At 68.8% G+C, this 22,133-nt stretch carries 19 protein-coding genes; 8 read left to right on the top strand and 11 right to left on the bottom strand.

The features are described from left to right. The 4 genes from AC4HOU_RS08485 to AC4HOU_RS08470 all read right to left on the bottom strand — a co-directional run bounded on the left by AC4HOU_RS08485 (position 1) and on the right by AC4HOU_RS08470 (position 3,952). Positions 1-1,098 (bottom strand): inositol-3-phosphate synthase, encoded by a 1,098-nt coding sequence (locus tag AC4HOU_RS08485; protein ID WP_163816438.1) that lies wholly within the window; start codon positions 1,096-1,098, stop codon positions 1-3. Continuing rightward, positions 1,091-1,648: a PadR family transcriptional regulator gene (locus tag AC4HOU_RS08480; protein WP_014353629.1), complete on the bottom strand. Its 558-nt coding sequence runs from the start codon at positions 1,646-1,648 to the stop codon at positions 1,091-1,093. The genes AC4HOU_RS08485 and AC4HOU_RS08480 overlap by 8 nt, the downstream gene beginning before the upstream one ends. 359 nt (positions 1,649-2,007) lie before the next feature. Further along, positions 2,008-2,823 carry a DUF1707 SHOCT-like domain-containing protein gene (locus AC4HOU_RS08475; protein ID WP_163816440.1) on the bottom strand — a complete coding sequence of 272 codons (816 nt, stop codon included), beginning with the start codon at positions 2,821-2,823 and terminating at the stop codon, positions 2,008-2,010. A gap of 7 nt (positions 2,824-2,830) precedes the next feature. Beyond that, positions 2,831-3,952 (bottom strand): DUF1707 SHOCT-like domain-containing protein, encoded by a 1,122-nt coding sequence (locus tag AC4HOU_RS08470; protein ID WP_490724329.1) that lies wholly within the window; start codon positions 3,950-3,952, stop codon positions 2,831-2,833. A gap of 345 nt (positions 3,953-4,297) precedes the next feature. On the opposite strand from AC4HOU_RS08470, the gene AC4HOU_RS08465 reads away from it, so the two are divergent. The 3 genes from AC4HOU_RS08465 to AC4HOU_RS08455 all read left to right on the top strand — a co-directional run bounded on the left by AC4HOU_RS08465 (position 4,298) and on the right by AC4HOU_RS08455 (position 9,568). Further along, positions 4,298-4,717 (top strand): DUF5318 domain-containing protein, encoded by a 420-nt coding sequence (locus AC4HOU_RS08465; protein WP_158430226.1) that lies wholly within the window; start codon positions 4,298-4,300, stop codon positions 4,715-4,717. 295 nt (positions 4,718-5,012) lie between these two features. Beyond that, positions 5,013-7,817, top strand: a complete 2,805-nt coding sequence (locus tag AC4HOU_RS08460) for a transglycosylase domain-containing protein (RefSeq protein ID WP_163816461.1) — start codon at positions 5,013-5,015, stop codon at positions 7,815-7,817. 11 nt (positions 7,818-7,828) lie between these two features. Then, positions 7,829-9,568 carry a glycosyltransferase family 87 protein gene (locus AC4HOU_RS08455; protein ID WP_163816444.1) on the top strand — a complete coding sequence of 580 codons (1,740 nt, stop codon included), beginning with the start codon at positions 7,829-7,831 and terminating at the stop codon, positions 9,566-9,568. Positions 9,569-9,585: 17 nt separating this feature from the next. On the opposite strand, the gene AC4HOU_RS08450 is transcribed toward AC4HOU_RS08455, so the two are convergent. Both AC4HOU_RS08450 and AC4HOU_RS08445 read right to left on the bottom strand, forming a co-directional pair. Beyond that, positions 9,586-11,115: a TerD family protein gene (locus AC4HOU_RS08450; RefSeq protein WP_195020298.1), complete on the bottom strand. Its 1,530-nt coding sequence runs from the start codon at positions 11,113-11,115 to the stop codon at positions 9,586-9,588. A gap of 21 nt (positions 11,116-11,136) precedes the next feature. Continuing rightward, positions 11,137-12,486: a TerD family protein gene (locus AC4HOU_RS08445; RefSeq protein ID WP_195006869.1), complete on the bottom strand. Its 1,350-nt coding sequence runs from the start codon at positions 12,484-12,486 to the stop codon at positions 11,137-11,139. 200 nt (positions 12,487-12,686) lie between these two features. Between AC4HOU_RS08445 and AC4HOU_RS08440 the strand changes: the two genes are divergently transcribed. Genes AC4HOU_RS08440 through AC4HOU_RS08430 form a run of 3 tightly spaced genes read left to right on the top strand, consistent with a single transcriptional unit; the run spans position 12,687 to position 14,775 of the window. After that, complete coding sequence (locus AC4HOU_RS08440) at positions 12,687-13,310, top strand: AIM24 family protein (protein WP_195020299.1); 624 nt, start codon at positions 12,687-12,689, stop codon at positions 13,308-13,310. A gap of 5 nt (positions 13,311-13,315) precedes the next feature. Further along, entirely contained in the window at positions 13,316-14,011 is a 696-nt protein-coding gene (locus AC4HOU_RS08435) for an AIM24 family protein (protein ID WP_490724328.1), read from the top strand. Between the two features lie 2 nt (positions 14,012-14,013). After that, on the top strand, positions 14,014-14,775 hold the full coding sequence (locus AC4HOU_RS08430; RefSeq protein WP_163813440.1) for an AIM24 family protein: 762 nt from the start codon (positions 14,014-14,016) through the stop codon (positions 14,773-14,775). Positions 14,776-14,805: 30 nt separating this feature from the next. Here AC4HOU_RS08430 and AC4HOU_RS08425 read toward each other — a convergent pair whose 3' ends face one another. Further along, complete coding sequence (locus AC4HOU_RS08425; RefSeq protein ID WP_195020301.1) at positions 14,806-15,369, bottom strand: DinB family protein; 564 nt, start codon at positions 15,367-15,369, stop codon at positions 14,806-14,808. Between the two features lie 93 nt (positions 15,370-15,462). Between AC4HOU_RS08425 and AC4HOU_RS08420 the strand changes: the two genes are divergently transcribed. Then, on the top strand, positions 15,463-16,458 hold the full coding sequence (locus tag AC4HOU_RS08420) for a helix-turn-helix transcriptional regulator (RefSeq protein WP_195020302.1): 996 nt from the start codon (positions 15,463-15,465) through the stop codon (positions 16,456-16,458). A gap of 154 nt (positions 16,459-16,612) precedes the next feature. Here the strand turns inward: AC4HOU_RS08420 and AC4HOU_RS08415 are convergent, their stop codons facing one another. After that, positions 16,613-16,975, bottom strand: coding sequence for a MerR family transcriptional regulator (locus AC4HOU_RS08415; RefSeq protein WP_163813437.1), 363 nt, complete (start codon positions 16,973-16,975; stop codon positions 16,613-16,615). A 61-nt stretch (positions 16,976-17,036) separates the two neighbouring features. Between AC4HOU_RS08415 and AC4HOU_RS08410 the strand changes: the two genes are divergently transcribed. Continuing rightward, the gene (locus tag AC4HOU_RS08410) at positions 17,037-18,137 is read left to right on the top strand and encodes an alkene reductase (RefSeq protein ID WP_195020303.1); all 1,101 of its coding nucleotides are present in this window, start codon (positions 17,037-17,039) and stop codon (positions 18,135-18,137) included. 21 nt (positions 18,138-18,158) lie between these two features. Here the strand turns inward: AC4HOU_RS08410 and AC4HOU_RS08405 are convergent, their stop codons facing one another. The 3 genes from AC4HOU_RS08405 to AC4HOU_RS08395 all read right to left on the bottom strand — a co-directional run bounded on the left by AC4HOU_RS08405 (position 18,159) and on the right by AC4HOU_RS08395 (position 22,086). Next, positions 18,159-18,524, bottom strand: a complete 366-nt coding sequence (locus tag AC4HOU_RS08405; protein ID WP_195020304.1) for a hypothetical protein — start codon at positions 18,522-18,524, stop codon at positions 18,159-18,161. 95 nt (positions 18,525-18,619) lie between these two features. Beyond that, on the bottom strand, positions 18,620-19,405 hold the full coding sequence (locus tag AC4HOU_RS08400) for an HAD family hydrolase (protein ID WP_163813461.1): 786 nt from the start codon (positions 19,403-19,405) through the stop codon (positions 18,620-18,622). Positions 19,406-19,452: 47 nt separating this feature from the next. Continuing rightward, on the bottom strand, positions 19,453-22,086 hold the full coding sequence (locus AC4HOU_RS08395) for a phosphoribosyltransferase (RefSeq protein WP_228815193.1): 2,634 nt from the start codon (positions 22,084-22,086) through the stop codon (positions 19,453-19,455). Positions 22,087-22,133 lie beyond the last annotated feature (47 nt).

The following is a 22,133-nucleotide window of genomic DNA, read 5'->3' as shown; positions in this document are numbered from 1 at the left end:
TCAGGCGTTGATGATGAACGCTTCCAGCTGCTCGCGGGCGACGTCGTCGGCCAGCTGCTGCGGCGGGGACTTCATCAGGTACGCCGACGCCGGGATGACCGGGCCGCCGATGCCGCGGTCCTTGGCGATCTTGGCCGCGCGCACCGCGTCGATGATGATGCCCGCCGAGTTCGGCGAGTCCCACACCTCGAGCTTGTACTCCAGGTTCAGCGGCACGTCACCGAAGGCGCGGCCTTCCAGGCGCACGTAGGCCCACTTGCGGTCGTCGAGCCAGCCGACGTGATCGGACGGGCCGATGTGCACGTCGTTGGCGCCGAGCTCCTTCTTCAGGTTGCTGGTGACGGCCTGGGTCTTGGAGATCTTCTTCGACTCCAGGCGCTCGCGCTCGAGCATGTTCTTGAAGTCCATGTTGCCGCCGACGTTGAGCTGCATGGTGCGGTCGAGCTGCACGCCGCGGTCCTCGAACAGCTTGGCCATCACGCGGTGGGTGATGGTGGCGCCGACCTGGCTCTTGATGTCGTCGCCGACGATCGGGACGCCGGCCTTGGTGAACTTCTCGGCCCATTCCGGGTCGGAGGCGATGAACACCGGCAGCGCGTTGACGAAGGCCACGCCCGCGTCGATGGCGCACTGCGCGTAGAACTTGTCGGCCTCTTCCGAACCCACCGGCAGGTAGGAGACCAGGACGTCGACCTTGGCGTCCTTGAGCGCCTTGACCACGTCGACCGGCTCGGCCTCGGACAGCTCGATGGTCTGCGCGTAGTACTTGCCGATGCCGTCGAGGGTCGGGCCGCGCTGCACGACGACGTCGCTGGGCGGCACGTCGGAGATCTTGATGGTGTTGTTCTCGGAAGCGAAGATCGCCTCGGACAGGTCGAAGCCGACCTTCTTCGCGTCGACGTCGAACGCGGCGACGAACTTCACGTCGCGCACGTGGTACTGACCGAACTTGACGTGCATCAGACCGGGAACGGTCGCGGTCTCGTCCGCGTCCTTGTAGTACTGAACGCCCTGGACCAGCGAGGATGCGCAGTTGCCCACACCTACGATGGCGACGCGAACCTCTGGGGCGCTCTCAGCAGCTTTGACATCACTCATGGCCGGTATTTCCCTCTTTCTGTGGTGCCGCCTTCGTCGATTGCTCCGCCGCAATCAACTCGTTGAGCCAGCGCACTTCGCGCTCGCTTGATTCGAGTCCGAGTTGATGGAGCTGGCGGGTGTAGCGATCCAGCGAGCCACTCGCCTTCTTGATCGCCTCCCGTAGCCCCTCTCGGCGCTCCTCGACCTGACGCCGCCTGCCCTCGAGGATCCGCATCCGCGCTTCCGCGGGGGTGCGGCTGAAAAAGGCCAGATGAACGCCGAAGCCGTCGTCGGTGTAGTTCTGCGGTCCGGTGTCGGCAAGGAGCTCGTTGAAGCGCTCCCGTCCGGCCGGAGTCAGCTGGTAGACCCGCCGGGCGCGACGTGTGGTCGCACCGGCCGGGATCTCCTCCGCGAGCAGCCCGTCCGCCTGCATTCGGCGCAGTGTCGGATAGAGCGACCCGTAGGAGAAGGCCCGAAACGCGCCGAGCAGGCCCGTCAGCCGCTTGCGCAGCTCGTAACCGTGCATGGGCGATTCGAGGAGCAGCCCGAGGATTGCGAGTTCGAGCATCGGGCTTCACCCCCTGACTGTGTGCAGACCTAACCGATGGATGCGATTACCAACTATATCGGAGCGATATAACCACGCATAGTTGTTAGTGATGTATTACGCATTTGCGCAGGTGGGGGCGGTGTTGGACCAGCTCGGTTCACCACGCTCGCCGCGCTGGGCAGCCAAAAGGCGTTCGCATCGGCGCCGAAACACGTCACCGTTCATTGGCGGCTCGGATCACCGGCCGGGCGGCAGCGCCCCCGCCGGCCATTGGCAGCTCGGGGCTGCGACCCGCGACAGCTCAGATCACCGGCCGGCAGCTGCTCAGGTCACCGACGAGCGGCAGTCCGGACCGGCGGCTGCCCGGCCGTGACAGCTCAATCCGCCGGGAAGATCTCCAGCGGCTTACCGGCGAGATCGACGGTCATGTGTCCGGTCCGGTCGTCATCGTCCTCGACGAAGATGTCGATGACCGGCCCCGCATCGGCCGGGGCACTCAGTTCGTAGCCGATACCGAGATGCTGCACCGCGCCGCCGGGCAGGCGCACCGACTCCGGCGCACCGCGCAGAATCCCGGCCAGCGCGGTCAGGTCGATGGCCCCCAGATCGATGGGACGGCCGTTCGCCCAGCTCACCGTCGAGGAACCGCTCGTCTGAAAACCTTCGGCATCGAACCGGTACATCACCGGACGGCCCGCCTCCAGCCGCTGGACCACCACGAACTCGGGCATGACCGTGACGGTGTCGACGATGGCGTCGCCGAACTCGCGTCGATAGCTGTCCACGAACAGAGCGAACCCGGAACCGGTGACCAGACTGGGCAGCGCCGCGGGCTCGCCCTCCTCGACCTGCTCCGCATCGACGACGGCCAGTGGGCCCCCGCCCTCCTCCGGGCGCAGGATGCCGGCCGTCGCGCCGATCACCGCGGCCACCGCGAGCACCGCGACCGGAATCCACCAGCGGCGTTTCGGGCGGTCGTGCTGCAACACCGCCGAACCGGCGAGATCGCCCGGCACCTGCAGATCGCGGACCAGGCCGTTGAGCTCGCCGAAGGATGTGGCGCGCATTGCCGCGCGGGTCCGCTCGGCGTGCTCGTCCGCGGTGAGCTGCCCGTCCTGCAAGGCCGCGTCGATCAGCGCGCACGCCTCGACACGGTCGGCGTCACGGGCCCTGAGCCGGTCGTTTCTCGTCATCACGGGCCTACCCCTCGAACGGCCATACGCGCAGGACCTCGCCGGTCGGGCCGAGGATGAAATGGCCGGACTCGCGGAATTCGTTGCCGACATAGACGGCCACGACCATGCGGCCCTCGTTCGGCGGGAAGCTGTGGATTTCGACCGAGAGGTGCGAGACCTTGCCGTCGGGCACCTGCGCGATCGTCGCGGCGTTCGCCAGCGCGGCGCCGATCGCGGCGGTATCGAGGACGCCGAGATCGACCGTCGGGGTGTCGACCTTGCGGGTGGTCGGATCGCTCGGCCGCTGGAAGCCGCCCCGGTAGTCGTAGGACACCTGACGGTTGGGCTGTCCCGGCACGGCGCGGTCGACGTCGCCGTGGTCGGGGTACAGGGAGATCTCGTCGGCGATGGTGTCGCCGAATTCGGCGCGGTAGTCGGCGAGGAAGTGGGCCAGGCCCTCGCCGGTGAGCAGATTCGGAGTCTTGATGACGATGGGGTCGACGTCATCGAGGTCGGCGCGCGGTACCGGAAGCTCGGCCTCGGGTGCTCCGTCGCCCGGGGCGGCGGCCACCGGCGTTTCGGCCGGTGCGGGGTCGTCCGCGCGGCCGGTCAGCGCGAAGGCACCGAAGGCGACGAGCAGTGCGGCCGCGGTGAGTGCGGCCAGGTAGCCGCCCTGACGGGTGGGCTGCGCCCGCCGCGGTGGCGCCGGGGTGCGGCGCGGGCCTTGCAGGTCGGCGGTGAGTTCGGCCAGATCACCGAGGGTTTTCGCCTCGGCGAGCAGATCGGAGTGGGCGCGGTGCTCGTCTTCGGTGAGCTGGCCTTCGGTGCGGGCCAGGTCGAGCAGTTCGGCGGCGGCGGCGCGATCGGCGGTGCGAGCTCTGGTGGACGTCGGGTAGGCCGTTACCGGACGCGCGGTTCTCGGGGCGGGGGACCGTGGGCCGGGTGCCGGCACCGCTGACGGCGTTTGCAGATCATCCACCAGCGCGGACAGTTCGCCCATCGTTGTCGCGGCCCTGGCCTGCGCGACCCGGTCGTGATATTCGTCGGCGCCGAGCTGGCCCTCCGCATAGGCGGCGTCGAGCACACTCGCGGTGTGGGATCGGTCGAGATCACGTGCGCGCATCCGACCGGGAACTGGCGTCGACACGAACGCAGTCTAATCGGACATGTGCCCATTTCGCTGTCCGGTTTCACCGTGCGACGTGCGGTTTCGTCATCGCCGGTCCGGCCGATCGGCGGCCGCGGGCCGCCCGCCGAACCTCCGCGTCGTTCGGTCGGATAGTATGCGCTGGAGTCGCGGCGATTCGTCCATCACGTCGACCCGGGCGTGTCAGCACGCGATTCGCCCGGACGACGGCGGGTCCGGCGCTGATCAGCGGGCAGACCAGCAGATATCGGTGTCGCAGATGCGCCAGTGCGGACGTATCCGTCCCCGGCCACCGAACACGCCGGGCGCCAGCGCAACGAATTGGACACGGCTACTCTGGGGAGCGTGCGAATTCAGCGGCAAGTGGTCGACTATGCGCTACGGCGCCGGTCGCTGCTGGCTGACGTCTATGCGGGCCGTGTCGATGTCGCCGAGGTGTGTGATGCGAATCCATATCTGCTGCGTGCGGCGAAATTCCACGGTCGGGGGAGCGAGGTCACATGCCCTATCTGCCGGAAAGAACAGCTCACCCTCGTATCCTGGGTCTACGGCGACGGCCTCGGCCCGGTAGCGGGCTCGGCCCGCACCCCGGAGGAACTGCTCCGTCTCGCCGAGACGCGCGAGGAGTTCTCGGTCCATGTGGTCGAGGTGTGCCGGACCTGCAGCTGGAATCATCTGGTGCAGTCCTATGTGCTCGGCACCACACCGGTTCCGCCGCGACGACGCTCCGGAACCCGAGCCAACCGGCGGACCGCTGCCGAATGAAACACCTGGTCATCTGCCCGTCGGGTGACTTAGAGGGCCGAGCCCGGTCCATCGCGACCTGCCCGGCCCCGAGCCACCCAGACCGATACGAGCTTTGGAGATCTTGTCAGTGAATTCGCCCTACGAGAGCCCTCACGGCGATGACCCGAACGCCCGCACGCAGCGCAGCCCACAACCAGGCCCGAACCCACGTCCGATGGGGCCGCCGCCCGGGCGGCCCGGCGCTCCGGGTGGTCCGCGTCCGCAGGTGAGCGGGCCCCGCCCGGGTATGGGCGGACCGCGCCCCGGTGCGCCGATGCCAGGCCCGAACGGCCCACGGCCGGGCCCGAACGGTCCGCGTCCCGGCCCGAACGGACGGCCGGCTCCGCAGGGTGGCCGTGGACCGCAGGGTGGTCCACCGCCCGGTAATCCGCGCGGCCCGCAGCCGCCGCATCGTCCTGGCCCGCCGCCGGGCCGGGGGCCGCAGGGTGCTCCGCCCCCCGGTCGCGCGCCGCAGGGCAGGCCCGGCCCGAATCCGGCGCCCAACTCTTCGCAGTCGACCCAGAAGATCGCCCGGCCGGGCGAGGGCGCCAAGCCGCCGTCGGCCCAGTCGACGCAGAAGATCAGCCGCCCGGCCTCGCTGTCGGAGGCGGTGTCCCAGCGCGACCGCAAGGCCTCGAGCACGGGCCCGCGTCCGGCCGCGCGCAGGCCCGTCGCCGGCGCTGCCGCGGGCGCTTCGACTACCGGTGAACGCCGGGCACAATCGCGTTCCGGCCCGCCGTCGGGCCCACCGCCGCGGCGTGGTGGTGGCGACGGCGACGGCCCCGATGGTCCCGGCGGACGCAGGCCCCGCGCCAAGAAGAAATCGCCGTGGCGAATCGTGCGCCGCACCATCTATGTTCTGATCGCCTTGGCGATCGTGGTGCCGAGCACCGTGTTCTTGATCGCCTACTCCACGGTTTCCGTTCCCCAGCCGGGCGATCTCAAAACCAATCAGGTGGCGACGATCTACGCCGCCGACGGCACCACCGAGATCAGCAAGGTGGTTCCGCCGGAGGGCAACCGCACCGAGGTCACCATCGACCAGGTGCCGCCGCATGTCCGCAACGCGGTCACCGCGGCCGAGGACCGGGATTTCTACACCAACCCCGGCTTCTCGGTGTCCGGTTTCGCCCGCGCCGCGCGCGACAACCTGCTCGGCAAGGAGAGCGCGGGCGGTGGCTCGACCATCACCCAGCAGTACGTGAAGAACGCGCTGGTCGGTGACGAACGCTCACTCAACCGCAAGCTCAAAGAGCTGGTGATCTCGGCGAAGATGGCGCGGCAGTGGAGCAAGGACGAGATCCTCGCCGCCTACCTCAACACCATCTACTTCGGCCGCGGCGCCTACGGCATCGACGCCGCCGCCAAGGCCTACTTCGACAAGCCGGTGCAGGATCTGACCGTGGCCGAGGGCGCGGTGCTCGCGGCCACCATCCAGCTGCCCTCCTCGCTGGATCCGGAGCAGAACCCCGAGGGCGCGAAGGCGCGCTGGAACTACGTGCTCGACGGCATGGTCTCGGAGGGCAATCTGCCCGCCGCCGAACGCAAGTCGATGCAGTACCCGGCGGTGCGGCCGCTGTCCTCGCTCGGCGACAAGGCCAACGACGACGGCCCCGAGGGCCTGATCAAACAGCAGGTGCTGCGTGAGCTGTCGGCCGCGGGCATCAGTGAGCAGCAGCTCAACACCGCGGGTCTGCAGATCACCACGACCATCGACCCCAAGGCACAGCAGGCCGCGCTCGACGCGGTCGCCGAGAACCTGCAGGGCGAGCCGGAGAAGCTGCGCACCGCCGTGGTGTCGATCGATCCGAAATCCGGTGCGGTGCGGGCCTACTACGGCGGCAAGGACGGCCAGGGCTACGACTTCGCCAACGCGGGTCTGCAGACCGGTTCGTCGTTCAAGGTGTTCGGCCTGGCACAGAACCTGGAGATGGGCATCCCGCTGTCGCAGATGTACGACAGCTCGCCGCTCACCGTGCACGGCATCAAGATCAGCAACGTCGAGGGCGAATCCTGCGGCATGTGCACCATCGCCGAGGCGCTCAAGCGTTCGCTGAACACCAGCTTCTACCGCATGCAGCTGGATATGCAGAACGGCCCGCAGAAGATCGCCGATATGGCGCACAAGCTGGGCATCCCTGAGGAGATCCCCGGCGTCGGCAAGACGCTGACCGAGCCGGATGGTTCGGGTCCGAACAACGGCATCGTGCTCGGCCAGTACCAGGCCAGGGTGCTCGATATGGCCTCCGCCTACGCCACTCTCGCGGCCTCGGGCAAGTACCACGCCCCGCACTTCATCCAGCGGGTGGTGACCGCCGACGGTGAGGTGCTGCTCGACCGTGGCGAGGTCGCGGGCGAACAGCGCGTCTCGGAGGCCGTGGCCGATAACGTCACCGCGGCGATGAAGCCGATCGCCGCCTACTCCCGCAACCACGGCCTGGCCGGCGGCCGGGAATCGGCCGCCAAGACCGGCACCGCCCAGCTCGGCGATACCGGCGAGAACAAGGACGCCTGGATGGTCGGCTACACGCCGTCGCTGTCCACCGCGGTCTGGGTCGGCACCGAACAGGGTGAGCCGCTGCGCAATTACGGCGGCGCGATGATCTACGGCTCCAGCCTGCCCTCCGACATCTGGAAGGACACCATGGACGGCGCGCTCGAGGGCACGCCGAAGGAGACCTTCCCCAAGCCCGCGCCGATCAAGGGCCAGGCGGGTGTGCCGGAGTGGACCGCGCCGTATACCGCGCCGTCCACCACGGAGGCGCCGCCGTTCCAGCCGCCGGTGGTGATCACCCCGAGCCAGGTGGAGATTCTGCCCGGCATCACCATCCCGGTTCCGGGCGTACAACCGAATCCGCAGGCGCAGGTGCGGCCACAGCCGCAGCAGCCGTCGAACTCCGGGCCGCTGCCGGGGCAGCCGACCGCACCGGCCGATGGATCACCGTCCACCGGCCAGGGGCAATCCGGCGAGGACAGTTCCGATAGCGGCGAGGACTCCGGCGGCGGTGGCACCGGCGGCGGCCAGGGTGCCGAGGATTCCGGGGGGACGAGCGGAGCTCCGCCCGGCCGCTCCCGGTAGCCTCGGGTGCCGTGACCGATCAGCGACTGGTGGGCGAGCCGACCAACGGGAACGCGCACACCGGCCCGTCGGCCGAGCAGCCCAGCAGCCCGCGATACGAGTCCCCGGCTCCGCTCGCTCCCGATCTCCGGTCGGCCGACGCCCGAGACCGGCCGAGCCGCAACGACTCCCTGACGGCGCAGCTGTGCACGGTGATCGGCGGCCCGGTCGGTGATCACGCCCTGATCGGCCGCACCCGGTTCTGGACGCCGATGCGGGTGCTGTTCCTGTTCACGGTGCTGTTCCTCGCGCTCGGCTGGGGCACCAAGGCCGCGTGCATCCAGCAGACCGAAGCCGCGGGCGGCGGCCTCACCCTGGACTGGAACGACGGCCGCCAGTACACGGCCATGTGCTATTCGGACACCGTCCCGCTCTACGGCGCGGAACGGCTCAACGAGGGCGCGTTCCCGTACAAGAAGTCCTGGACCGAGGAGACGCCGGACGGCGGTACCGAAACCCGGTACATGGAGTATCCGGTGCTGTCGGGGCTCTATCAGTACGTGTCGATGCAGATCGCCAAGAGCTGGGACGCCGGTCCGCTGCCGGGCGCGCTGCAGGTGGTCATCTACTTCAATGTCATCGCGGTCGGTCTCGCGCTGGCCTGGCTGGTCACCGTGTGGGCGACGGCGCTGCTGGCGGGCCGGCGGATCTGGGACGCCGCCCTCGTCGCCTGCTCACCGCTGGTGATCGTGCACGGTTTCACCAATTTCGACGCCCTGGCGACGGCTTTCGCCGCGACCGGCCTGCTGGCCTGGGCGCGCAAGAAACCGGTGCTGGCCGGGGTGCTGCTCGGCTTGGGCGGTGCGGCGAAACTGTATCCGCTGCTGCTGCTCGGCCCGATCCTGGTGCTGTGCCTGCGCGCCGACCCGATGCACCGCACGCCGAGCGCGCACATCAAGATCCGATTGAACGAGATCGACGGCCTGCCCGCGGCGCGAGAGTGGATCCGCGAGATCCCCCATCGGGTGCGGATTCTGGGTACTCGCCCGCTCGGTGCGGCGTGGCTCACCGCCGGCGCCGCCGCGGGCACCTGGGTGATCGTGAATCTCCCGATCGCGGTGCTGTATCCGACCGGCTGGCGGGAGTTCTTCCGGCTCAACACCACCCGGCACGCGGATCCGGATTCGATCTACAACGTCATCACCTCGTTCACCGGCTGGCCCGGCTTCGACGGTGTGCTCGAGCACGGCGAGCAGCCCGCCATCCTCAATCTGGTGTCGCTGACGCTGTTCGTCATCGCCTGCCTGCTCATCGCCTATATCGGCCTGACTGCCCCACGCAGGCCGCGCCTGGCGCAGCTGTGCTTCCTGGTGATCGCCGCCTTCCTGCTGACGAACAAGGTGTGGAGCCCGCAGTATTCGCTGTGGCTGGTACCGCTCGCGGTGCTCGCGCTGCCGCATCGCCGGATCCTGCTGGCCTGGATGACGATCGACGCGCTGGTCTGGGTGCCGCGCATGTTCTACTACCTCGGCCTGGATCGTAAAGGCCTGCCGGAGCAGTGGTTCACCGGCACCGTGCTGCTGCGCGATATCGCGGTGATCATCGTGTGCGCGCTGATCGTGCGCCAGATCTACCGGCCCGAGGAGGATCTGGTGCGCCGCGATTTCGTCGACGATCCGGTCGGCGGCCCACTCGACCACGCCACCGATCCGCTGCTGCCGTGGCTACCGGAACGGTTGCGGCCACGGGAAGGCCGGGTACCCACGCGCTGACATCGCGTGGGCGGTCCTCAGCGAGCGCGCAGAATACGGGCCTGCCGTTCGGGTTCCTGCGGCAGCAGATCCAGATCGAGTTCCCAGGCGCTGCCGGTCCACGGATCGAACAGTGGGGTGCCCGGGATCGTCGGCAGGTGACGGCAGGCCTGCGATAACGTCGCGACCAGGGTGTCGTCGGAATCGGATTCATTGCTGCCGATGATCACGGTGGACAGCCCGATCAGGTCGCCGCGCATGAGCAGCGAACCGAGCCGCTGCACGTCGGTGGCCTGATAGCCGTGCGGGAAATCGGCCGCCACCAGCACCCGATGCTCGGTGGGCGGGGTGCCCGCACCGCTGTTGTAGGCCATTTCGGCGAGCTCGGCGGCGTCGGCGAGAGTCTTCAGCCGGGCCGAGATATCGGTGTGGTGGGTGACCGGCGGGCCGCCGAGCACGGGCCCGAGCAGGCCGGTGAGGCCGGTGAACGCGCTGGTGAGGTCGATGACGTCGACGACGGTGGTGCGCTGCGGGGCCGCCGCGACGAGCCGGGCCAGCAGTGCGCCGACGATCGGCGCGACCGCCGCGGAGGATTCGGCATCGATCCACAGCGGACGGTTCAGCGGGACCGGCACACAGTACGGAATGCGCAGCGGCCCACGGTCGATGGCGTAGAGCTCGCCGAGCCGGATGCCGTCGGCGGGTGCGGGGGCGCGATCCCACGCCTGCGATTCCCACGACGCCAGCGCGGGCGGCAGCGCCTGATCGGCCTCGGCCAGTTCCCGCACCAGCTGCTCGCTGTCGCGGCGATGGTTCGCCTCGGCGGTGGCGTTGAGTTCGTCGTGGCGGCGCTGGGCGGCGGTGCGGGCGGCGTCGGCGGCGGGGGTGTTCCTGGTTGCCGGATCCGAGACCGCTTCGGACAGCTCCTGATCGAGCCGTTTGGCCGCGTAGTCGCGGGCCGAGATCAGGGCCGCCGCCGATCGCGCGGCATCCTCGAAGATCATCCACAGCCGTTCCAGACCGTGGCCCACCTCGAGCGGGCTGCCGCCGGATTGCGCGGGTGCGGACATCGCGTACGTGTCCGCCCGCGGGGCGGCGGCGGGCGCCATCCCGGCCGCACCGTGCGCCTGCAACAGTTCCGGCAGACCGCCCGCATAGCCTTGGCCGAGCGCGCGCACCTTCCACGCGCCTTGACGCCGGTACACCTCCAGGCAGATCAGCGCGCGCTCACCGGCGGCCGGCGCGATCGCGAATTCGACCGTGACGGAGCCATTTTCGGACAGCTCGGCAACGACCTTGCCCAGTTCCGCCGACCGGCCCGCCACGACCAGCAGGACCGCCTGCGCGTCGGCCCGGACCTCGGCGAGGGAGACGGTGACGCCGTCCTCGCCGAGGTGCACTCCCGCCGTCGTCGTCCGGTCACCGGTGACGACATCGGCGGCGGCGCGCACCCGCAGATCGTCGTTCACCACCAGCGCCGAAATATCCAGTGCCGCATCGGCGTGCACGCCGAACCGCACCGTCTGGGCGGTCAGGGGAACGTTCTGCCCCGCCGTCAGTTGCCGCACGTCCACTTCCCCCGTCGTCCCTCAGCCGGCGGCGAGGAAACGGCCGAGCTGCGGTACTGCCTCCCCGGGGTGTTTGGCCTGGAAACCTTCGCCGAGCGCCTGCATCTTCCAATCCCCGCCGGCCCGATAGACCTTCGCCATCGCCATCGCGGTGAACGGCATGCCGCCGGCCAGGGTGTAGCGGGCCAGTTCGGCGTTGTTGCCGCCGTCGATCAACCGGCAGAAGGCGTTCTGCACCTGCTCGAAGGTGTGACCCTTGTAGGAGGTGACGATGAAGAACAGCGTGCTGATGTGGGCGGGGATGCGGGTCAGATCCACCAGGATCATCTCGTCGTCGCCCTCGCCCTCACCGGTGAGGTTGTCGCCCTGATGGCGCACCGAGCCGTCCTTGGAGCTGAGCTGGCCGTAATAGGCGACATCGGCGGGCTGATGGTCGGCGAACATGACCACCGAGGCGTCGAGGTCGATATCGACCGTGCGGTTGCCGAACATGCCGCGGCTGCGCACCGGATCCCAGCCGAGACCCATCTTGACGAAGGTGAGCGCGGACCCGCCCTCTTTGCGCAGGGTGACCCGCTGGCCCTTCTGCAAGCTGACCGGACGGTCCTTGCTCAGGCTGATCTCGCCCTGGGGCTGCGTAGGCGGGGGCGGGACCGGGGCACCGGGCGGCGGGTAGCCGGCACCCGGGCCCGGCGGGGGCGGATAACCGCCACCCTGCGGCGGGTAGGGCGCGGTCGGCGGCGGGGGCGCCGGGTAACCGCCCTGCGGGGGCGCGGCCGGCGGCGGCTGGGTCGGGTACGCGGGCTGCGCGGGCGGCGGCGGGGCCGGGGCGGGCTGCGGCGCGGCGGCGGGCGGCGGAGGCGGCGAATCGTCGACGGTCACCCCGTGGTCGGTGACCAGCGCCGCGAAGCCACCGGCGTAACCCTGGCCGACCGCGCGCACCTTCCACGCACCCTGACGGCGGTAGAGCTCGAGCGCGATGACGATCGACTCGGTGTCGAGACCCTCGATGCGGTACTCGTAGAGCGGGGTGCCGGAGGCGTCCGACACGATCGCCGTCGGCGCCGGATAGCGGCCGAAATTGCTGGTGGCGTCGTCGAGGGTGATGACGGCGCGGATCTGGTCGATATCGGCGGGCACCGCGTTCAGCGACACCGCGAGCGAGGCCGGCTGCCCCGGCGGGCCGGGTACCAGGTTCACCCCAGGACCGCTGGGCTGATTGAAGAACACGAAGTCGGCGTCGGAGCGCACCTTGCCCTGCTCGGTGACCAGGAGCGCGGACAGATCCGCCTGCGCCGTCAGCTGAATGGAGATCACCACATCGTTGCCGGACAGCGGGCCGTTCTGACCCTTGGCGAGTGTTGCGGACAAGTTCGACCCTTCGCTTGTCGGTGCGTACGGAAGCCACTCTACGAGAAAGGTGGATACCACGGCTCGGATGCGTTCGCAGCGCTTACGCCCGGGCTGACATCTGCCGCGGGCGCCATCGTCGATTAGTGTGACGGCGACGCATATGGAGCATGGGGGGATGCCCGTGTTCCCGACTCCACACGACAGGCACAACTCCCCTTATGGCGCAACTGTTCGAACAGTCGAAGAAGGTGATCGAGGCTCATCTCGCGGGCACGAGTCTGCGCGCGATTTCCGGGTCGATGATCGCCTATGAAGGCAACGTCCAGTTCAAATCCGCCGGATTCGGTGGTGGCGATGGCGTGATCGCCGGCCTGAAGCGGCGGGCGACCGGCGAGAAGCTCTCGCTGATGGAATGCGGCGGTCACGGCCGGGTGTTCTTCGCCGTCAACGGCCAGAACGTCTCGGTGGTGAACCTGAACAACGAGACGCTGCAAGTGGAATCGCAGCAGCTGCTCGCCTTCTGCGGCAACCTGCGCACCGATGTGCGCTTCGCCGGACTGCACGGCGCTTCCGCCGGGCAGGGCCTGTTCACCACCACGGTGTCGGGCCAGGGCCAGGTGGCGTTGCTGTCGGCGGGCGGGCCGCTCATCCATCTCGAGGTGACACCGCAGTTCCCGCTGGTGGTGGATCCGGACGCGTTCGTCGCCGCGCGCGGCGACCTCAATCAGTCATTCGTCACCGATGTCTCCTGGCGCACCGTCGTCGGGCAGGATGCGGGCGAGGCGTTCTCGTTGCGCTGGGATGGCCAGGGCGTGGTGTCGATCCAGCCGGCGGAACGGTAGGCACGATGTTCGAGAAGGTCAACGGCAAGGTCGTCAAGGTCGACGTCGGGATGGCGGGCGGTGTGGTGGGCCGCCAGGGCGCGATGCTGTTCTACACCGGCGACGTCTCCTTCGCCCCGCACCAGATTCCCGGCGGCCAGGGCATGGGTGGCAGCGGCATCATGCGGATGGCGGGCCGGATGATGCAGGGCGAACACGAACGCACCATGCTCGCCCAGGGCAACGGCCAGGTGCACTACGGTTTCGCGGGGCTCGAAGTGCACGTGGTGCAGATGCAGCCAGGCGCGGCGCTCCGGGTGGAAGCCTCACGGCTGCTTGCTCATACGGCCGGGTTGCAGAGCTCGGTGGTGTCGGTGATGAGTTCCGGCGGCGGTGGCGGTGGCGGCGGTCTGATGGGCGCGCTGCGCGGCGCGGCCTCCGGCGCGATGACCGGCCAGGGCATGTTCACCACCCAACTGACCGGACAGGGCGCGGCGGTGCTGCTCGCGCACGGCGGTTTCCTGGAACTGCCGGTGGGCGGGCCGAACCCGATCGTGGTCGATCCACAGGCCTTCGTGGCCGCCTACGGCAATGTGCAGACCGAACTGAAAACGGCGATGAGCTGGCGCGACGCCGTCGGCCGCGGATCCGGTGAGGCGATGCAATTGCAGTGCGTCGGGCAGGGTGTCGTGTACGTGCAGGCCTCGGAAGAGAAGTTGTGACCATGAGCCAGATCCTGAACCCGATGAATCTCGGTGAGAGCGACAACATCCCGGGAAACAGCTACGCCTACTGCATCGACCTGAACAAGCCGTGGTTCATGCGCAAGGGCGCGATGATCGCCTACTACGGGCAGATCCAATTCCAGCTGCTGACCCACGGCCTCCAGGGCTCGCTGATGCACATGGTGTCGCAGCAGTTCTCGGCACCGCTGTTCACCAGCGATTATGTGGTGGCCGAAGGGCACGGCAAGCTGATCATCGGTGACCGCGGCTACGACATCAACTCCTACGATCTCGACGACGGCAACCTCACCATCCGCGCCGCCAACCTGCTCGCCTTCGAACCGGGCCTGGCGCTGAACCAATCGATCGTGCCCGGCTTCCTCACCCTCATCGGCACCGGCAAGTTCCTGGCCTCCTCCAACGGCCCGGTGATGTTCGCCGAACCGCCACTGCGGGTGGACCCGGAATCCCTTGTCGGCTGGGCCGATTGCCCCTCCCCCAGCCACCACTACGACCACCGCTGGATCTCGAGCTTCCTCGCCGCGGGCGCCGCCCGCTTCGGCGTCAACTCCGGCGAGGAACGCCAATTCGATTTCACCGGTGCGGGAACGGTGCTGATCCAGTCGAGCGAGAAGGTGATCAGCGATTCCGCGCTGGTCCGCACGATCGAGGGACAGTTGCAGAGCGGGATGACGGTGCCAGGGTTGCAGCGGATCCAGGGTGTGGTCGCGCAGCAGCTTGCGGGGCAGCAGCAGTACTGAATCAGCCCCGCACACTGCCCGCCTCCGTCCTCAGGCGGAGGTCTCCGCGTCGATCGTCTCGCGCAGGATGTCGGCGTGCCCCGCATGCTGGGCGGTTTCGGCGATGAGGTGGGTCAGTACTCGGCGGACGCTCCGGACTGCTCCCGGCTCATGCCAGGGGGCTTCGGGGAGCGGGTGGGTCGCGGACAGATCGGGGATGGTGGCAAGGACCTCTTCGGTGCGGGCGGCGATCTGCTCGTAGTGGGCGAGGATATCGGCGAGGGTGTCGCCGGGCTGCATCTGGAATTCGTTGGTGTGGTCGATCATCCACTGCGGGAATTCGCGCGCCGTGCCTGCCGCGATATCGGCCCAGGTGACGCCGTCCGGCAGGTCGTAACCCATTGCCGTTGGGCCTTCCACGGCGAAGCGCATCCAGGTCTCCTCCATCGAGGCGACATGCTTGATCAGCCCGCCGAGGCACAGGGCGCTCACCGTGGGATGTTCGCCGGCCTTGGCATCGGTGAGTCCGTGAACGGTGCTGGTCAGCGCGGATCGCGCCTCGGCGAGGGCTTCGAGCAGTTCGGTGCGTTCGGCGTCGAGGGTGGGGGCGGTCATCGCGGATCCTTCCGGTGTCGTTGCTCGGTCGGATTCAACAATGACAGGGGAAGCGGACAGGATGTGTCCGCTACTTCGGGCACACTGACATTCATGCCGAAAACCTCAGCGCGACTGCTGGCCCTGCTCTCGTTGCTACAGGTGCGCCGGGACTGGCCGGGTGCCCTGCTGGCCGAGCGACTCGAGGTCAGCGCGCGCACCGTGCGCCGCGATGTCGATCGGCTGCGTGAGCTGGGCTATCCCATCGCCACCACCAAGGGGCCGGACGGCGGATACCGGCTCGAAGCAGGCACCGAGATGCCGCCGCTGTTGTTCGACGACGAGCAGGCGATCGCGCTCGCGATCGGGCTCGGTTTGGCCACCACCTCGGGCGTCGGCATCGAGGACGCCGCGGAACGAGCGCTGAACACCGTCCGGCAGGTCATGCCCACACGGCTGCGCCACCGGATCGACACCCTGCGCATCGCCGCGGTCGAGTCGCGGCCGAACCGCACGGAGGATCGGGTCGACACCGAAGTGCTGACCGCGATCGGCGCCGCCGTCCATGCCCGTGAGGTGCTGCGTTTCGACTACGCTTCCGTCACCGCGACGGAGGCGGGCGACGCTGCCCCGCCGCGCAAGGTCGAGCCCCATCACCTCGTCACCCGCGCAGGCCGCTGGTACCTCATCGCCTGGGACCTGGACCGCGCCGACTGGCGCACCTTCCGGGTCGATCGAATCACCCCGCGCACCCCGACCGGGCCCCGCTTCGCACCGCGTGAACTGCCCGAAGGGTCGGTATCGGCTTTCGTGGCCCACCGATTTCGCGGCTCCGCCTCTGGCGCGTGGCCCTGCCGGGGCGAGGTGATCCTCGACCTGCCCGCCGCCCGCGTATCGCGGCACAACTACCAGGACTGGATCGTCGAGGAACTCGGCCCGGACCGCTGCAAGGTCACCCTCGGATCCTGGTCGTGGACGGGAATAGCGGCCGTCCTCGGCAATTTCGACGCCGATATCGAGGTGGTCGGACCGCCCGAACTGGCCGAGGCATGCGCCCGGCTGGCCCGCCGATACGCCGCGGCCGGGGCCACGACCGGCCCTATCGAATAGAAGATGCGGTGACCTGGAATCACGGCGGACAGCGGACCGGTTCCGGCTCAGCGTTGTCCCCGTGCGCGGCTCAGTGTTGTCCGTGCGCGGCTCGGAGTTGTCCGTGCGCGGCTCAGTGTTGTCCGTGCGCGGCTCGGAGTTGCCCGTGCGCGGCTCAGCGTTGTCCGTGCGCGGCTTGGATCACTCCGTCCAGCACCTCCCGCGTGCGGTGCAGATCCCGGATGCAGGCGTCGATGCGATCGCGTTCGGCGGCAAGGGTTTCCGCGAGGAACGGCGTCGCGGTGGCGTTGGGGCTGCCGTCGGCGTCGTGGATGCAGGGCAGCAGTTCGGCCATGGTGCGGCTGTGCAGGCCGGCGGCGAACATTTCCTGGATGCGGATGACCCGGTCCACCGCGGACTCGGGGTAGTCGCGTTGGCCGCCGCCGGTGCGGGTCGAGGCGAGCAGGCCCTGAGTCTCGTAATAGCGCAGCGACCGGACACTGACTCCGGTCCGTTCGGCCAGTTCACCGATGCGCATGACCACACCTCCGAGGTTCGGGCTTGCCCCTGACATTGATGTCAGGTTCTACGGTACGCCCATGCTGCTTCTCACCGAATTCCGCGATCAGAACCTGCACCTGCCGAACCGCGTGGTGATGTCGCCGATGACGCGCCTGCGTTCACTGCCCGACGGATCCCCGACCACCGATGTCGCCGACTACTACGCCCAACGCGCCGGCGCCGGACTGATCATCACCGAGGGCATCTGGCCGCATTCCAGCGGTCAGAGCGAGGCGTGGGTGCCCGGACTGCAAACCGCGGCGCACGTGGCGGCCTGGCGGAAGGTCACCGATGCCGTGCACGAGGCGGGCGGGCGGATCTTCGCCCAGCTCATGCACGGTGGCCGCAAGGGCCATCCGCTGGGACGCATCGACGGCACCCTTCCGGCAGGTCCTTCGGCTGTCGCCGATGTCGATCACGTGCATCTGCTCGACGGCAGCACAGCAGATCCTGTCGTGCCCGCGGTGATGACCCGAGCCGATATCGCCGCCGCTGTCGAGCATTACGCCGCCGCGGCCGCCAACGCGATCGAGGCCGGCTTCAACGGCGTCGAAATCCACGCCGCCAACAGCTACCTCGTGCACCAATTCCTGGCCGATAACACCAACCTGCGCGATGACGAATACGGCGGCTCCATCCCCAACCGCATGCGTTTCGCCCTCGAGGTCACCGACGCCGTGATCGCCGCCGTCGGTGCCCACCGCACCGCGATCAGGCTGTCTCCGGGCAATCCGCAGTTCGGCATGCTCGAAGCCGATCCCGGGCCGCTGTATCGGCCCCTGGTCACCGAGTTGGACCGCCGCGGCCTTGCCTACCTGCACCTCATCGACAACGACGACTACCCGGCGCTGGCCGACCTGCGCCCGCTGTGGCACGGGACTTTCATCGCCAATGTCGGCGAAAACCGTGCGCAGACCACCGCGTCAGCAGCCGAGAGCGCGCTCACCGAATCCGACGCCGACCTGGTCTCCTTCGGCCGCGCCTTCATCTCCAACCCGGATCTGGTGGACAGAATCGCCCGCGATCTGCCACTGAGCCCGATCCGTGAATCCCACCTCTACGGCCGCACGGCCGAGGGGTACTCGGACTATCCGACCTGGGACGAGACCGCAGGCAATCGCCGAGAGACCGCGGCTTAGGTGAGGGTGTCCGGCCGGCTGTCAGCGCCGTCCCGGATCGTATTCCCATGCATTGTCGGGCAGACCGGGGCGCGTCGGCACCTGGGTGATCCGCGCACCGGTCACGATCCCGATCTGGCCCAGCGTGGTGGGCATCATGCAGTCCCGGCTCGGCTGCCCGGGGGTGCCGGCGAACCCGGTGACCGACTTGTAGTACGGCCCGAACGGCTGGCCGTATGTCAGGTTCAGACCGAAACAATCCACCTCGAGGATGTAGGTGCCGTCACCCCCGCACTGCGCCGCCGCGCCGGTCGCCCACTGATTCACCACACAGTCCCGCGGCTCCGCGGCCGCCGAACCGGCCGCGAGCGTGCTCATCATCGCAGCGCCCGCGACGATCACAGACATACCGACAACATTCCGGGCCATACCCATATCCAGGTTCTCCGTATCGCTGTCCGACGAATAAGCAGTCCCGGCCAACCTATCGCGAAAGGTCTCGGCTAAGCCGCCGCGGGCGCCGCGTCGATGAACCAGTCCAGGATCTCCTCGCCGGCCATGATCCCGGTGGATTCGGTGACGGTGAGGTTGGGGTGGGTCCAGTTGAGCAATTCCAGTTCGCCGTGCCGGGGGCGGATGGCGGAGTCGGCGGCGCGCAGCATTTCGGCGTCGAGGGCTCCGTCGCCCGCCGCGAGGGTGAGGGCGGTATCGGTGAGTTCGCCCGATTCGATGAGGCGGCGGCGCACCTCGGCGACGGCGCGGCTCTTGCAGACCGCCAGTGGCATGGTGTAGATCTTGCGGCCCTGCTGGGAGGCCGACCAGCCGCGGGGGCGGCACCAGGCATCCCATTCGGCGAGGAAGCCGTCGGGCACGGCCTTCGGTTTCACGACGAGATAGCAGAACAGGTGGTCGGCCACGCGGAATTTCGAGACCCAGCTCTCGTCGATCCGGGCGCGTAGTTCGGCGCTGATCGCGGAAAGGGTGGCGCCGCCGGCGCGGACTTCGGCATCGATATCGATGCGCCAGCGCATATCAGGGACGCCGTCGACGAGGATATTGCCGCCATTGCTGGTGATCGCGTAACGCCATGGGGCGCCGGGCAATTGGATGCGACCGAATTGCTTGATGGTGCGAGTGGTGGTGGGGACGACGGCGGCGGGCCGGGTGAGGGTGCGCATCCGAGTGGCCGCGATGGTCGTCATGTACGACAGCGGCGCGCCCTCGAGATGTTCGACGCAGACCGTCGCGAGCTCATCGTCGGTGCTGAACGCGTTGCGGGAGTAGATCATGGTGCGGTCCAGGTCGGTGGCGACCAGCACCTGTCTTCGAGGCGGAATCACTGCTGCACATCCTTGATCAGTCCCATACACGAATAGGCCAGGTCGTCGACGACCTCGACCGGTACACCGCGGGCCGCGGCGAGCAGGCGGATATGGGCGTGCTCGGGAGCGTCGGGCTCCCGTACCAGCACGCGCCACGGCATCCGGCGCAACAACACCCGGGTGGTCTCCCCGACCCCGGGTTTCACGAAATTCACGCTCGACACCCCGTATTCGGCCCGTACCTGCTCCACCGAGGCCCAACCGGCCCAGGTAGGGGTGCGGTCGCCGGCCCGGATGCCCGCCACGGACGCGGGCACCCGCTCGCGGACGGCATCGAAGGCCGCGGTGACGGTGTCGACGAGGCGTCCCGAGACGTCGTCGGCGGCGAGTTCGCGATAGAACTTGGCGCCGTGGAAATCGCCGGGTCCGATCAGATCGTCGTTGAGCACGGTGCGTGAGACCAGCCCGGAGACTGTCGAATTCAGGCAGGCCGAGGCGATGAGGAAGTCGTCGCGGGTGCCGTAGGTGCGGACGCAGTGGCCGGGATCGGCGAGGACGGCCAGGTCGTCGTCGAACCGCGCGCCGCCCGCCGCGTGATAGGCGTCCAGGGCCTCCGACAACTCCCGGGTGATGGCGCCCTTGCCGGTCCAGCCGTCGACGAAGACGATCGAGGCCGGATCATGATGGGCGGCCAGGTAATCCAACGCCACCGCATCGATTCCGCGATCACGCACGATCGACACCGCGTAATGCGGAATGTCCAGGCTCGGCATCTCGTGGCCGCGCCCGTCGCGCAGCCAGCGCCGCATGAGCACACCCACCGGCGTGCCCGCCCGCGCGAGCGAGACCAGCACGATATCGGTGCCGCGTTCGGCGACGACCAGCTCCGCCACGGTCCCGACGGCGAGCGCCAGCCGCTCCGCGCTGTCGGCGAGCACCTGCTCGAACAGCTCGCGGTACTGCGCATCCGGCTGGTACTCGATCGGCAGCGACTCCGCGTAATGCGCGATGCCCGCCTGAATGCGCTGTTCGCGTTCGGCGACATCGGCCTCCAGATCGACATCGGAGAGGTCTTTCAGCAGCCAGGCGACGTCGTCGGGGGCGTAGGAACCGAAGGCAGGCCCGTGCAGCGGCCCGGTGGCGATGGTCGTCCCGGAACCGGATGCCCGAGCTCCAGCGGTGGTGACTGCTACGGATGGCATCGCACCTGTTCCCTTCGAGACAACGGCGGTCGACGGACCTCCGTGCCCATTCTCCTCGCCCACGAGACCGGCGGCATCGGCGCGGGCATCGGACCGGCCCGCGTGCAGCAGGCGCGGATCGGCACCGGGCAGCACCGCTACCAGCACATCCGCACCGGACGCGGTGAGCACATCGACCAGCCCGCCCGCGCCGACCAGCTCCTCGGTATCGGCGGGCGCATCGACGACGGTCACCAGCACCGGTTCACCGCGCACCGCATCGGCCTCGGTGACATCTCCGGTCCAGGCGTCGAGTTCGGCGATGAAATCCTCGGCCCAGTGCGCGTTGTAGAGGTAGCGCGGTTGATCTTGGCCGGATTCCGGTGCGGTGAAACGGAATCCACGCCGCAACGGATAGCCGGGCTCGTCCAGCACGTAGGCCGGGGACCGGGTGGTGGTCTGATACCGCGTCGCGATGCCCGAGTCGGCCAGCGCGACCGCCAGCCGCAGCGGCAGATACATCAGCTCCTCGTGCCCGAGCACGATCACCGGGCGATCGGCGAACTCCGTGGTCAGCCGGGCCCGCAGGGCAGTGGCAGCTGTGCCGAGCGCGGATTCGAAGGCCGCGGTATCGGAGTGCAGGATGCCGTGCCGACCGCCCTCCGGAACGTGGGCGGGCCAGGGCAATTCACATCGCTGGAACGAACCCCGCTGCGGAGCCACCGGATTGAGACGTGGTTCCGGCAGGCTCGCGACGGCCTCGATGAGACCTTCGGGCAGCATGGTCCGCCCGGCGGCCAGGCACACCGTGTCGATACGAGCGCCGAGTTCGCGTGCCGCCGCCTCGAATCGGGCGCGATCGGATTCGGTGCGCATATCCACCAGCGAGGCCAGCACATAATGCGATCGCGGCGCGAAGGCGTGCAGTGCGCGTACCGCATCCATCGCGGTGTCACCGGTGGAGATCTCGTCGTCCACCAGCACCAACGGCAGATCGTTGACGAAGATGCCCGCGGGCGCGGGTTGCAGCAGATGGGAGGTGGCATGGGAATGCCCCTCCTCGAATCCGGTGAGCGTCTGCGCCAGCGGGACCTCGCGCCGGGTGGAATGCAGGTAGCAGGTGGCGCCGATGCGGGCGGCCACACAGTGGCCGAGGCCGGTCGCGGTCTCGGCGAACCCGAGCACCACCGCGTCCCGCTCGCCCAGCGCGCCGCGCACCAGATCACCGAGCCGGTCGCCCGCATCGAGCACCACCCGTGGATCGGTGGGCAGATGTTTGCCGAGCACGGTCGACACCAGCAGATGCGCGCGCTTCGAGTTGCCCCGCCGTAACCCCGGCCGGATCAGCGAATCGATCGGCAACTCGGCAGGCAGCACACCGAGTTCGGACCCATGGCGGTAGGAGTTCTCATGCTGCAACTCGATACCGAGGTGACGACTCGTCCACGCCGTACCCGCTTCGGACAACTCGCCGTCCGGCCGCGTGATCGGAGACCCAACTCCGACCGATTCGC

The organism is Nocardia sp. JCM 38205 (genome assembly GCF_058222935.1).
Note: the sequence above shows the minus strand (reverse complement) of the source record. Positions and strands in the feature narration are given on the sequence as shown.